Annotated in this window: 10 protein-coding genes; 4 read left to right on the forward strand and 6 right to left on the reverse strand. The window is 55.8% G+C overall.

Going from position 1 to position 13,267, the window contains the following annotated elements:
• Nucleotides 1-36 precede the first annotated feature (36 nt).
• Nucleotides 37-585, forward strand: coding sequence for an RNA polymerase sigma factor (locus tag DFR30_RS13540; protein WP_132974123.1), 549 nt, complete (start codon nucleotides 37-39; stop codon nucleotides 583-585).
• Nucleotides 582-1,340, forward strand: coding sequence for a hypothetical protein (locus DFR30_RS13545; RefSeq protein WP_132974125.1), 759 nt, complete (start codon nucleotides 582-584; stop codon nucleotides 1,338-1,340). The genes DFR30_RS13540 and DFR30_RS13545 overlap by 4 nt, the downstream gene beginning before the upstream one ends.
• A gap of 83 nt (nucleotides 1,341-1,423) precedes the next feature.
• Here DFR30_RS13545 and groL read toward each other — a convergent pair whose 3' ends face one another.
• The 3 genes from groL to DFR30_RS13560 form a co-directional block, all read right to left on the reverse strand.
• On the reverse strand, nucleotides 1,424-3,061 hold the full coding sequence (gene groL / locus DFR30_RS13550) for a chaperonin GroEL (protein WP_132974127.1): 1,638 nt from the start codon (nucleotides 3,059-3,061) through the stop codon (nucleotides 1,424-1,426).
• Between the two features lie 41 nt (nucleotides 3,062-3,102).
• Nucleotides 3,103-3,393: a co-chaperone GroES gene (gene groES, locus DFR30_RS13555; RefSeq protein ID WP_132974129.1), complete on the reverse strand. Its 291-nt coding sequence runs from the start codon at nucleotides 3,391-3,393 to the stop codon at nucleotides 3,103-3,105.
• A 121-nt stretch (nucleotides 3,394-3,514) separates the two neighbouring features.
• Nucleotides 3,515-4,039 (reverse strand): FxsA family protein, encoded by a 525-nt coding sequence (locus DFR30_RS13560; RefSeq protein ID WP_243640742.1) that lies wholly within the window; start codon nucleotides 4,037-4,039, stop codon nucleotides 3,515-3,517.
• Nucleotides 4,040-4,111: 72 nt separating this feature from the next.
• Here DFR30_RS13560 and cutA point away from each other — a divergent pair, with 72 nt between their 5' ends.
• On the forward strand, nucleotides 4,112-4,477 hold the full coding sequence (gene cutA, locus DFR30_RS13565; RefSeq protein ID WP_341539295.1) for a divalent-cation tolerance protein CutA: 366 nt from the start codon (nucleotides 4,112-4,114) through the stop codon (nucleotides 4,475-4,477).
• Nucleotides 4,474-6,747, forward strand: coding sequence for a protein-disulfide reductase DsbD (dsbD, locus tag DFR30_RS13570; RefSeq protein WP_132974131.1), 2,274 nt, complete (start codon nucleotides 4,474-4,476; stop codon nucleotides 6,745-6,747). The genes cutA and dsbD overlap by 4 nt, the downstream gene beginning before the upstream one ends.
• Before the next feature lie 107 nt (nucleotides 6,748-6,854).
• Here dsbD and prsR read toward each other — a convergent pair whose 3' ends face one another.
• The 3 genes from prsR to DFR30_RS13585 all read right to left on the reverse strand — a co-directional run bounded on the left by prsR (nucleotide 6,855) and on the right by DFR30_RS13585 (nucleotide 13,197).
• Complete coding sequence (gene prsR, locus DFR30_RS13575) at nucleotides 6,855-8,210, reverse strand: PEP-CTERM-box response regulator transcription factor (RefSeq protein WP_132974133.1); 1,356 nt, start codon at nucleotides 8,208-8,210, stop codon at nucleotides 6,855-6,857.
• On the reverse strand, nucleotides 8,176-10,377 hold the full coding sequence (gene prsK, locus DFR30_RS13580) for an XrtA/PEP-CTERM system histidine kinase PrsK (RefSeq protein ID WP_132974135.1): 2,202 nt from the start codon (nucleotides 10,375-10,377) through the stop codon (nucleotides 8,176-8,178). The genes prsR and prsK overlap by 35 nt, the downstream gene beginning before the upstream one ends.
• Nucleotides 10,378-10,557: 180 nt before the next feature.
• A complete protein-coding gene (locus DFR30_RS13585) occupies nucleotides 10,558-13,197 on the reverse strand; it encodes a tetratricopeptide repeat protein (RefSeq protein WP_132974137.1) in 2,640 nt (879 codons plus the stop codon).
• Nucleotides 13,198-13,267 lie beyond the last annotated feature (70 nt).

The raw sequence follows: 13,267 nt of genomic DNA on the forward strand, positions 1-13,267 counted from the left end.
GTCTTACATTATTACCAGACAACCCATGGTGGGCCCGTGATATCAAACTTATGCAAAAACCGCCAGTTCAAGCGAGAGCTGAGCGATTACCGGGAAAATTTATACCGTATCGCCTACTCATGGTGCCACAACCCGGCGCTGGCGGATGACCTGGTACAGGAAACCATGTCCAAGGCACTGAAGAACAGTGGCCAGCTACGTGACCCGAAAACATTGCGCGCCTGGCTGTACCGGATTCTGAGCAATTGCTGGCGGGACCATTTCCGCCGCAGTCGCGACACGGTGGATATCGATGACGTGATCCTGATCGAAAAGGACACGCCCGAGCTTTGTCACGATAGACAGATGATCATCAATAGCGTGCGACGTGCCATCGAGCACCTGCCTATGGGGCAGCGCCAGGTGATCTCGCTGGTCGATCTCGAGGGTTGCACTTATATTGAAGTTGCCGGAATCCTTGATGTACCAATCGGTACCGTGATGAGCCGTTTATCACGCGCCCGCAAGGCGCTCAAGGCGAAATTACTGAATGATGAAATACGGCAGGACCCGGACAATGTCTGCCACATTGGGACAGTGAAATGAACAGAAACGAAATTTCAGACGAAACACTCAACGCCTTTATTGATGGCGAACTGGATGCCGCTGGCAAAAACGAAGTCTTCGAGGCGCTCAATGCGGATCGCGAACTCAGCCAGCAGGCCTGTGAGCTGCGCCGGCTGGGTGAGCTGGTCAGGCACGCCTACGACCACCCACCGGAAATCGAGCAGTACCGCAAAGCCACCACCCGCCGCATGAGCCGGTGGACCCAGGGACTGGCCGCCTCATTGCTGCTCGGACTGGGCGGCATGCTGGGCTGGGTCATTCACCAACCGGCGGAAGATGCTGCGGACACGTCACTGCACGCCATGTACTGGGACGAACACAATGCGTTCCAGAATACCGATATCAACAAGGTGACTGCACAGCAGGGCAGCAAGCGCATTATCGTGCACCTGAACACCTCCAGCACCGACAAGTTCGGCAAGGCACTGACGACCGCCGAACATTTGCTGGAAACCTATGGTGATGATGGCGCTGAAATCGAAATCGTGGCGAATGCCAGTGCGATCCGCATGCTGCGTGCAGGCTACTCACCCTACGCAGACCGCGTGCATGAACTGCAACAGCGCTACATCAACCTGACTTTCCTGGCCTGCCAGGACGCCATCGATCATGCGCGTGAAATCGAAGGTGGCACGACCCAGGTGAAACTCCTGCCGGACGTCAATGTGACGCCATCGGCGCTGGAGCATATCCTCAACCGGCTAAGCGAAGGCTGGGTATACCTTAACGTCTGATTAACCCTTCAAAGAGTTAACGTACAGGCATAAAAAAAGCCCGCCTTTCGGCGGGCTTTTTTGTTACTGCGGGATGGAGCGACTTACATCATGCCGCCCATGTCCGGCATACCGCCACCCATTCCGGCACCTGCCGAGTCATCCTTCGGCAACTCGGCAACCATCGCCTCGGTGGTGATGATCAGGGCCGCCACGGATGCTGCGTTCTGCAGTGCCGTACGCGTTACCTTGGTAGGATCCAGAATACCCATCTTCAGCATGTCGCCATACTCGCCGGTTGCGGCGTTATAACCGAACTGCTTATCGCCTTGCACGACCTTGTTCAATACCACGGACGCTTCATCACCGGCATTGGAACAGATCTGGCGCAGCGGCTCTTCCATGGCACGACGGGCAATGTCGATACCCATGTTCTGGTCGTGATTTTCACCCTTCAGGTCATCCATTGCAGCGCGGGCGCGCAGCAGTGCGACACCGCCACCGGCAACCACGCCTTCTTCGACGGCTGCGCGGGTAGCGTGCAGGGCGTCTTCGACGCGGGCCTTCTTTTCCTTCATTTCGACTTCGGTAGCTGCACCGACCTTGATGACGGCAACACCGCCAGCCAGCTTGGCAACGCGTTCCTGCAGCTTCTCCTTGTCGTAATCGGAAGTCGCTTCCTCGATCTGGGCACGAATCTGGTTAACGCGTGCTTCGATCTCGTCACTGCTACCGCCACCATCGATGATGGTGGTGTTTTCCTTGGATACCAGGATGCGCTTGGCACTGCCCAGGTCGTCCAGGGTGGCTTTCTCAAGTGACATGCCGACTTCTTCGGAAATCACCTGGCCGCCGGTAAGGATAGCGATATCCTGCAACATGGCCTTGCGACGGTCACCGAAGCCCGGTGCCTTGACGGCACAGACCTTGACGATACCGCGGATACTGTTGACCACCAGCGTGGCCAGTGCCTCGCCTTCGGTGTCTTCAGAAATAATCAGCAACGGACGACCGGCCTTGGCGACGTTTTCCAGTATCGGCAGCAGGTCGCGGATGTTGGAGATCTTCTTGTCGAACAGCAACACGAAGGGTTCTTCCAGCTCGGCCTGCATGTTCTGCTGGTTGGTGACAAAGTAAGGCGACAGGTAACCGCGGTCGAACTGCATACCTTCCACGACATCCAGTTCATTTTCCAGCGAAGAACCTTCCTCGACGGTGATCACGCCTTCCTTGCCAACCTTTTCCATGGCTTCCGCAATGATCTCGCCGATGTTCTCGTCAGAGTTGGCGGAGATGGTACCGACCTGGGCGATGGCCCTGGTATCGGCGCAGGGCTGGGACAACTCTTTCAGGTGACCAACGGCCACAGTCACAGCCTTGTCGACACCACGCTTGAGATCCATCGGGTTCATGCCCGCAGCGACGGCTTTCATACCTTCGCGTACGATGGCCTGCGCCAGCACGGTTGCGGTGGTGGTGCCATCACCGGCAATATCGGACGTCTGCGAGGCAACTTCTTTCACCATCTGCGCGCCCATGTTCTCGAACTTGTCTTCCAGCTCGATTTCCTTGGCCACGGAAACGCCGTCCTTGGTGACGGTGGGGGCGCCGAACGCCTTGTCCAGTACCACGTTGCGGCCCTTGGGACCCAGCGTTACCTTGACGGCATCGGCCAGAATATTGACCCCGGCCACCATGCGGTGGCGGGCTTCATCACTGAATTTCACTTCTTTGGCTGTCATTTTACTTTTCCTCTATTCAATTCTGTTCAGCTGCGGACGCATCAGGACTCGATAACGGCCATGATGTCTTCTTCACGCATGACCAGCAGATCGTCGCCTTCAACCTTGACCTCGGTGCCGGAATACTTGCCAAACAACACCGTGTCGCCGACCTTGACGTCCATGGGAATGATTTCACCACTGTCGTTACGCTTGCCATTGCCGGCAGCGATAACTTCGCCACGGCTGGGTTTTTCGGCTGCCGAGTCCGGGATTACAATACCGCCCGGGGAGGTACGTTCCTCTTCCATGCGTTTTACGATCACACGATCGTGAAGTGGACGAAGGTTCATCTGAGCTTTCTCCTTTCAATACCTTGGTAATATTTCGAGCGACTATTAGCACTCGACCTGAGTGAGTGCTAATAATAGTCGGCAACGCTGAAGTGTCAAGCAGAAATACGCCCGGGAGGCATTAATCGTCTTCGCGGCGGTACTCGCCCTCGAGGGTGCGCGGCTCATGTTCATGCGGTTTACCGCCCCCTCGGGGCGGCTCAAACGGCACCGAGGTGCGACTGATGAATCCGCGAACCAGCGCCTTACGGACAGGCGGAACCAGCAGTAAAAACCCAATGGAATCAGTTACAAAGCCCGGCGTCAGCAGCAGTGCACCGGCGAATACCAGCAGCACCCCTTCCATCATCTCGGTCGCGGGAAGCTGCCCCTGCGCCATACTCAGGCGGGCACGCTGCAGGGTCATCCAGCCTTGAACGCGCAGCAACAAGGCGCCCAGCAACGCGGTGAACACCACCAGCCCAATGGTGGGAATGGCGCCGATGATGTTCCCGACCTTGATCAGGAAATAGATCTCCACCATGGGAACAAGCAGAAACAGCAGAAACAGGATGCCAACGGGGTTCATGCCGGCACCATACCCGGCCATTGGAGCGGCGACAAGTAACCCGGCAACGGGTCGGGTTAACTGAAATATTCCTGTCATTGCGGGCGCAGATCTTGTCATTGCGGGCGTAGCGCGGCAATCTCCCTAAGTCTGGCACCTGCCCCAGGGAGATTGCCGCGCTTTGCTCGCAATGACGTGTTCGCCATGACTTCGCCGGATGAAATCCAGCTGGTGTTCTGCACCGTGCCTGACGCCGACACGGGGCGTCGTATCGCCTCTGCGCTGGTGGAATACCAACTGGCGGCCTGCGTCAATCTGTTACCCGCTATTGAATCGATCTACCGCTGGGAAGGTGAAGTAACGTCGAGTGCCGAAGTTTTGCTCATGATCAAGGCCCGTGCGGCCGACTATCCCTTGCTGGAAACGCGAATTCGGGCACTGCATCCCTACGAACTTCCTGAAATCATTGCAGTCCCATTAACTGCCGGCTTGCCGGCGTACCTGGACTGGGTACGAAACCCTGACGAGGCAAAATGAAAAACTGGTTACCCCTGATGCTCGCCGGCTGGATGTCGGTCGCCCACGCCGGTCTCTTCGGTGACGACGAATTACTCCCTCCCGACGAGGCATTTGCCTTCAAGGCTTCGGTTGACGCCAACGGTCACATACAGGCTGACTGGAAAATCGCTGACGGATACTACCTCTATAAAGACAAGTTCAAATTCAGCGCCGGTGACGGGAAGGCGGTACTGGAGCCGGCAGACTTTCCCGCCGCCAAAATAAAGAAGGACCCGGTCTTCGGCACGGTCGAAACCTACCGCAAAAAGGTCCGCATCGACATTCCCGTTACACGCCAGGCCGGCGCAGGCAATCAGCTGGATTTTACGGCCACCTACCAGGGCTGCGCGGATATGGGTGTCTGCTATCCACCACAGACCCGAACAGTATCTCTGCTACTGCCCGACGCAGCGGCCGCCCAAACGTCCAGCACCGGTTCAGCGCTTGGCGCACTGAATGCACTCGGCACCGATCTCGGTTTTGATGACGAGAGTGCGCTACTGCCGCCAGACGAAGCATTCCGTGTCGACGTACTGGTCAAGGATGCAGACCACATAGCCGCCAGCTGGGTGATCGCGGAAGGCTATTACCTGTACCGGGACAAGTTCGAATTCGCACTTGAACCTGCAAAAGGCGTTTCACTCCTCCCCGTACAGATGCCCGAGGGCGAACTGAAACAGGACGAATTCTTCGGCGAAATACAGGTGTATCACGAAGTGGTGGATGTACCTCTGGCCCTGCGACGCGAAGCCGGTCCCGCCACACCGGTCACCCTGGTAGTGAAATACCAGGGTTGTGCAGAAGCGGGTGTCTGCTACCAGCCGATGAGTAAACATATCGAGCTGATGCTGCCACCTGCCGACGGCAGCAGTGCCGCCGCAACCGCGCCAGCTGACAACAAACCTGCCGGCAAGCCAGCAACCACCTCTCTCAGCGAGCAGGACGCCATTGCACGACGCCTGGCTGACGGCGACATGATCGCAACGCTGCTGGCATTTTTTGGCTTCGGGCTGTTGCTGTCATTAACACCCTGCGTGTTCCCGATGATCCCCATACTGTCTTCGATCATAGTCGGCCAGGGTTCATCGATTACCGTTCGCAAGAGCTTCGTCCTGTCGCTGGTGTACGTGCTGGCCATGGCGGCCACCTATACCGTGGCGGGTGTGGTTGCAGGCCTGTTCGGCGAGAACCTGCAGGCCGCCTTCCAGAACACCTGGATACTGGTAGCTTTTGCGACTGTGTTTGTACTGCTGTCATTCTCCATGTTCGGTTTTTATGAACTACAGATGCCGTCATTCATTCAGCACAAGCTTTCCAGCGTCAGCAACCGTCAGCAGGGCGGCAGCCTTGTTGGTGTCGCTATTATGGGTTTCCTGTCGGCACTTATTGTCGGCCCCTGCGTGGCTGCACCCCTGGCCGGCGCACTGATCTACATTGGCCAGACTGGCGACGCCGTACTTGGCGGGCTGGCATTGTTTACCCTCAGCATGGGCATGGGCGCACCGTTGATCGCCATCGGCATCGGCGCCGGTAAATTACTGCCCAAAGCCGGCGCCTGGATGGATCGGGTCAAGGCTGTATTCGGTGTACTGATGCTGGCCGTCGCGATCTGGCTGCTGGAGCGCATACTGCCGCCGTCACTGACGCTGGCCTTGTGGTCCGCGTTATTGATTGTTTCCGCGGTTTACCTGCACGCTGCGGATGGTCTCCCGGTTGAAGCCACCGGCTGGTCACGCCTGTGGAAAGGTGTTGGTCTCCTGTCACTGGCCTATGGCGTACTGTTACTGGTCGGCGCCGCCAGCGGCGGTAGTGATCCACTGCGCCCGCTGGCGGGTATCGGCAGTGGTGGCGGCAACCAGGCTATTGCCGTACAGGCCCACGAGATTTCCTTCAAACAAATTCACTCGCTCGCGGACCTGCAGCGTGAACTCGATGCGGCGGCACGCGCCGGCAAACCGGTCATGGTCGACTTCTATGCCGACTGGTGTGTCAGTTGCAAGGAAATGGAAAAATACACCTTCGGCAATGCCCGTGTGCAGCAGGCGCTGGAAAGCTTTGTTTTGCTGCAGGCGGACGTGACCGAGAACAACGACGACGACAAGGCACTGCTGAAACGCTTCGGACTGTTCGGGCCACCGGGCATTCTGTTCTTTGATGCGAAAGGACAGGAAAGGAAAGACTTGAGCGTGGTGGGCTTCAAGAAACCGGATGAATTTCTTGAGGTCATCAGGAAAGTTCAAAAACCCTGACAGCCATAAACCCCGTCATTGCGAGCGCAGCGCGGCAATCTTTTTGAATCTGACACCAGACTGTGGGAGATTGCCGCGCTGCGCTCGCAATGACGGTATGGAGGGGATTACTTGAGGTTGTATTTTTTGATCAGGTCGTACATGGTCGGGCGGCTGACACCGAGTAGCTCGGACGCCTGGGAGATCTTGCCGCCCACGTGACCCATGGCGCGCACGATAGCCTGACGCTCTGCCTGTTCACGAATCTCGCGCAGATTGAAGGTGCGTGTATCATCGACACCGGCCCCGCCCAGTTCCAGGTCGGACACTGAAATCTGTTTGTGCTCGGCCATGATGACGGCACGCTTGACGCGATTTTCCAGCTCACGCACATTGCCCGGCCAGGGATACGCTTCGATTGCGGCCAGCGAGTCCTTGCTGAGGCGGTGCTGCTGCTTGCCCATCTGTTTACTGAATTTCTCCAGGAACACGCGCGCCAGTAACAGCGTATCGCCTTCCCGTTCGCGCAATGCCGGGATACGGACGGTGATTTCACTGATACGGTAGTACAGATCCTCACGAAAGCTGCTTTCCCGCGCCAGTTGCGGCAGGTCCTTGTGGGTCGCGCAGATCACACGCACATCGACCGGGATTTCCTGCCGGCCACCGACACGTTCGATAATCCGTTCCTGCAGAAAGCGCAACAACTTGGCCTGCAACGGCATCGGCATATCGCCAATCTCATCAAGAAACAGCGTGCCGCCGTTTGCAGTCTCAATCTTGCCGGGCGTTGTCTTCACCGCACCGGTAAAGGCACCTTTCTCATAACCGAACAACTCGCTTTCCAGCAGGTTCTCGGGTATTGCCGCACAATTGATCGCTATAAAGCGTTCATCGGCACGGCCACTGAGCGTGTGAATGGAGCGTGCAATCAACTCCTTGCCGGTGCCGGATTCACCGAGCACCAATACCGTCGCATCGGCCGGCGCGACCTTCTCCACGGTCCGGCACATCTTGAGCATCTGCGGGCTACCGGTGATAACGCCTTCCAGGGGTGATTCACCACCCGTCACATGCAGGCGCTGATTTTCATCCTCGATTTCGCGCAAGCGGTAGGCGCGATTGACGATAAAGCCAAGCAGGTCGGCGTCGATGGGTTTATAAAAAAAATCGTAGGCCCCCATGCTCACGGCCTGGAGTGCATGCTGACGGTCGTTATTGCCCGTCACGACAATGATCTTGGTATGAGGTGAATGGGCGAGGATATCTTCCAGCGCATGGAAGCCTTCACGGGTGCCTTCCGCATCGGGCGGCAAGCCAAGATCCAGCGTTACGACAGGGGGATGGTGTTTTTCAATTTCGGCGAGAGCGGATTCGCGATCTCCCGCGATAATGACGTCGTAACCTTCGAAACACCATTTGAGCTGCGTCTGTAATCCCGGGTCGTCTTCAATAACCAGCAATTTCCTTGAGTCGGTGGTCATCTGCCCTTCCGCTATTGCTATTGTCGGACGACTTTACACTATTTTTTAGCTCTTCGCTAATCGGTATTCGCAACCTGAAGGTCGTCCCCTCGTTGACGCGACTCAATACCTCAACCTCTCCGGCGAGACTGCGTATAAATTCACGGGTCTCGTAAACTCCTATTCCCATTCCGGATTTTCCCTTGGTAGTATCAAACGGCTTGAACAGACGATCGCGAATAAAGGTCTCATCCATACCCTCCCCGGTATCCTGCACTTCGATCACCGCATAATCGTTTTGTTTGAATAGTCTGACAATCACCATTCCGTCATCCGGTGTCGCATCCTGGGCATTTCGCACCACATGACCGATCACGGCACCGAACCGGTCCTGGTCGGACTGGATCTGCAGCCCCGTGGCCTGACAATCGAGTTTGGGCAACGGCTTGCCCGCCGACATCATTTTAACCACACCGCCCAACGTCTCGCAGACATCGACCAGGGCAAGGTTTTCCTGGGGGTCCCGGGCTGCCCGTAGCTGGGTCAACAGGCGGTTCATCTTGTCTACCGAGTTTTCGACCGTCTGGATGGCATCTTCCATAAACTGTGGATTGTTCTTGTGTCGCGCCGCATTGGACACCACCAGTGACAGTTGTGCGATCAGATTCTTGAGATCGTGCATCACATAGGCCGACAGGCGGCTGCAGGCCTCGAACTGACGCGCCTGTGACAAGGCCTGCGCCGCGTCCAGCTGTGCAAGATGCGCGGCCGACTGCCGGCCCATAATCCGGAGCAGATCGTAATCCTCCCAGTTCATGGAGTGCGTCATCTGGGGACGGGCAAGCACAATGAAGCCGGATAACCTGTCATGAAATATCAGCGGCACAATCAGCCAGGCATCCTCGACCCTGTCCAGCCACGCCGGCAACTGCAGGTCCTTGTAGGTATGCGGTGACAGGCGGTATTCCTCACAGTTGATGATCCACTCCTGGTCACGCATGTAATGGACCAGTGTACTGTCTCCCCCCACCATCATGTCATTGTTGTCGACCGACATCTGCCAGTTGGCTACCGGGCGGTATTGTCCCGCCTCACGGTAGAGCCACAGGGCGCCACCGGGGCATTCGTGCACCTCGGCAAGTGCCTTGATGGTTCGCTCGCGGAGTTTTTCATCCGGCTCGGATGATGTCAGTGTGTAGATAAAGCGCAGCCACTCTTCACGGTATTCAAACTTGTAGTGGAAGAAATGTTTGTTAATGAAGACCCGGAGCCTGGCGCGCAGCTGCCCGGAAAACAGCAATACCATAAGCATAAGGACAGCGCCGAACAGGAAAATAACCTGGGCCACTGTGCCCCAGGTCCCGCCATACTGCTGGATGAAGTAACCGCCAACGCCCATCGCCAGCAGGTACAGGCCGGAACCCAGTAGTGCGGCGGTATGGAACACAACACGGCGTGAAACAAAAATATCCAGTGACCATTGCGGATCACGGACTGCGGCCACGCCGATGACGGGAACCACGATGGCATTGATAAAACCACGCGCCTCCCAGAGCAGCGGGTCAACACCGCCAAACAGCAAGGCGTGCGAGTAGAGGTAAAAGTCGTAGGCGAAGATAGCGCCGAGACCAATGCAAAGATATTTCACCGAGCGGCGGGATTCTGGCCTTGCGTTACGGATAAGCTGCTCGACAAGCGCGAGCCCCACAACGGCCATAACGAGGAACCCGGCAGGCAAAAGATCGATGCCGGCAAAAACAGTGGATGCACTACCGGACACACCACGGTACATGACCAGTGTTGTAAGCAGCAGGGTGAAGCCGGAAAGCATGCTGACCGTGCGCCGGAAATAAGCGGAGGACTCTTTGACATCCGTATATGCCGCACTGAGCACACGCACAACAAAGACAAGCAGAAACAGATCTCGCAAGGGTTCGAGCAGATAAGACAGGATTGCCGGCTTGTCGCCGTGGGTCGTTACTGCTGTCGCTCCCATCCACAAGGCGCTGACCCACGAGGCCAGCATCAGCGCAGTCTTGTGCGGCCGGTTACGTTGGCCGGTCATCAGCACCAGCGCCGTGACCAGGAAAACCACGGCACCGACTGCGTAACTGATTACCCCGATGTTATCCATCCAGTGATCGTCCGAGTGTTGTTGTGGCGCGCTGGTGATAGCCTGCGGCGCCACGCGGAAACAGGCTGCTGACTATAACGCTACGCAGGAATGTCGGCCAGTCTGACAGATCGGAGCAGAAGTGAAAATCCACGCCGATCTATCCGTGTTGCGGCATGACTATGATTTTCGGCAGATTTTTTCAGGACTTTAGCCTCATCGCCCATTCTGAAGAACGAGCGATGAGGCTATTTTTTACAATGTCTTGAGCGTGGCACGGGCCTCATCGATGCCCTGGTACTCGTAATCGCCACTTGTCGCCTTCTCAAGATGCTCGCGCGCGGCGTCCTTGTTGCCCTGTTTGTAGTACGCCATACCAAGGTGGTACTGGAAGACAGGGACCTGGGGCGCCTTCTCAACTACGGTCTTGAGAATCGCGACAGCCTTGTTGTAGTCACCTTTACGGTAGTAGACCCAGCCGGCGGTATCGAGGAAAGCGGGCTGGTTGGTTTTTTCCAGCGTAGCGGCCAATTCAACTGCTTTGGCCAGGCTTGCTTCGTCGCTGCGGTGGTCGGCGAGTAGGGCGGCGAGGTTGTTGGTGCTTACAGCGTTGCCTGGCTGTTTTTCGAGTACCTTTTTGTAAGCAGCGATGGCGGCATCGTAGTCTTGCTGTTTCTCACGCACTCCGGCCAGGCCGATCAACAAGCCGGGATCGTCAGGTAACTGTTTCAGTCCGTCTTCATATGCCTGTGCCGCACCAGCAAGATCTCCTTTTGCCATACGCGCCTGCGCCAGCTGTTGGTAGACGGTGGAACTGTTTGGGTTAATTTCAAGTTGCTTCCTGAAAGCTGTTTCAGCACCAGCGAAATCCTTCCTGGCCATATAGACCATGCCAAGTAAATCATTCGCTGATTTGTGCTCAGGGCTTTCTTGCAAAATAGTCTGCAGGTGTTGTTTGGCCTGCTCTATCTGCCCCTGTTTCACCTGAAGGGTTACCAGCGCAGTGAGCACGTCAACTGAGTCGGGTGCTTTTTCAGATGCCGTTTCATACTGGCTGATTGCAGCACTCATATCGCCCTGCTCAGCTAGTAACCGACCCTTGCGGTAATAGCCCTCCGCATAGTCTGGACGAATCTTTATGAGCTGGTCAACCACATTGATTGCCTCCGCGTAACGTTTCTGCGCAGCCAGTATGTCGGACTTTGCCATTAGCGCCGCAACACTTTTCGGGTTTTTCGCCAGCACTTTGTCCAAAATATCTATAGCAGTCTCAAAATCTTTCTGAGCAAACCGCAGGCGTGCTTCTCGCACATAACCATCTTCACTTTCAGGCGCACCTTCTTGCATCAGTTTAGTGACTTCTTCCATACCGTCCGAGTCACCCTTACGTGACAGTAAACCGAACTTGGCCTTCAACGCCGGCTGGTTATATTTATCAACTTTAAGTATGACATCCAGCTGTTCAAGAGCACTATCAATGTCGCCATTCTGGGCAAGCAGCTGAGCCATGGACAGGCGTAACTCTGGGCTTTTCGGATTACTCTCCACACCCCGGCGTAAAGTATCCAGGGCCAGCTCCCTTTCCTTGTTTGCCAGATGCGCAGCCGCAAGCTGCAGTAGCAGCTTCGCATTGTTTGGCTGGTCCTTCAGGACGGAACGGAAACTGTTGATGGCACCAGTGTAGTCCTTGTTGCTAGCTGCAAGCTTGCCTTTTAACAGTAAGGCATCATTGTCACGAGGGTTTTTATCCAGCACTTCTTTCAACAAGGTAGATACTCGTTTATCGTTGGTATTGTCGCCTGCAAGAATCTGCGCCAGCACGACGCGCGCCCTCACGCCGGCAGGCTCAAGACCCTGACTATCGATCAGGGCCTGTAATACCCGTTTGGCCTCGTCTTTTTGCTCATTAGTCAAATAAAGCTTTACCAAAGACAACTGCAATTCTGTCATGTGAGGATGTTGCTGAACAAACTGCTTGAGTTTTTCGATGGCCGCCTCTTTACTCCTGCGCGACGACAGAAACTCTGTCAGCAACAGGTAGCGCTGGACGTCTTCCGGGTCGGCTGCAATTGCCTTAGCCAGAACCTGCTCAGCCTTGTCGTTCTGCTCGATCCGACTCAGAAATGAAGCCAGAGTAACACGGTAATTCAATTCGTCGGGATTCTCATCTACGATCTGGCGCAGTACTTCTTCTGCCTTGTCATTCCGTTTTTGGTTTATATAATGTGCGGCCAGTCGCTGCTGCAAAACCACGGGTTCTGTGCTGGCTTTGATTGCATTGACCAGAACAACCTCTGCATCATCCGCCCGCTTCGCCTGGTCATAAAGACCGGACAGAAGTATCGCCGCTTGCTGCAGACCCGGCTCGCGCTGAATGACCTTTTCCAGCTGCGATATCGCCTTTTCTTTCTCTCCGTCATTGAGCCACAGTGTTGCCTCCAGCGTCAGCAGCTCGGGATTTTCTGGCTCTCTTGCACGGATTTCCTTGATTTGCTCCTGGACCAGGCCCAACGCATTGGCGGCACCCGTCTCGTCCTTTCTCCCTTTCAGAACAGATGCCTGCGCAAGGTAGAAGTTTGCCAGACGAATCCGTGCCTCAACCAGCTCAGGGTCAAGCTCCAGGGCCTTCTTGTATGCACTAAAAGATTTTGGCCAGTTTTTCTGCTTTTCTTCGACCTGTCCCAGGAACAAATAACCCTTGGCGTCCTTGGGGTCGATCTGCAAGACATTCTTGAACTCTATTTTTGCCTTGTCGTAATTTTTCTCTGCCAGATACGCTTTGCCTCGCTCAAGGTACTTGGCCTTGCGCTCTTCCTTACCACCACAGGCAGACAGTACGCCCACCGTCAGGGCAACAATTAGCAGCTTCTGTAACAGGCTGTTGAATACCTTCATGCTTTATCTCCAGATCTTATTATGGAATATTTAATTTCAAGGGAATACTTGATTCGTCATTGCGAGCGGA

Origin of the sequence: Thiogranum longum, assembly GCF_004339085.1 — a bacterium.
Classification (GTDB): Bacteria; Pseudomonadota; Gammaproteobacteria; order DSM-19610; family DSM-19610; genus Thiogranum; species Thiogranum longum.

Bases quoted from the DNA above. Each gene is read 5' to 3' on its own strand.
- prsR (WP_132974133.1), bottom strand. From the start codon at position 8,210: ATGACCACCGACTCAAGGAAATTGCTGGTTATTGAAGACGACCCGGGA.
- DFR30_RS13545 (WP_132974125.1), top strand. From the start codon at position 582: ATGAACAGAAACGAAATTTCAGACGAAACACTCAACGCCTTTATTGAT.
- groES (WP_132974129.1), bottom strand. From the start codon at position 3,393: ATGAACCTTCGTCCACTTCACGATCGTGTGATCGTAAAACGCATGGAA.
- DFR30_RS13560 (WP_243640742.1), bottom strand. From the start codon at position 4,039: ATGACAGGAATATTTCAGTTAACCCGACCCGTTGCCGGGTTACTTGTC.
- groL (WP_132974127.1), bottom strand. From the start codon at position 3,061: ATGACAGCCAAAGAAGTGAAATTCAGTGATGAAGCCCGCCACCGCATG.
- DFR30_RS13585 (WP_132974137.1), bottom strand. From the start codon at position 13,197: ATGAAGGTATTCAACAGCCTGTTACAGAAGCTGCTAATTGTTGCCCTG.
- dsbD (WP_132974131.1), top strand. From the start codon at position 4,474: ATGAAAAACTGGTTACCCCTGATGCTCGCCGGCTGGATGTCGGTCGCC.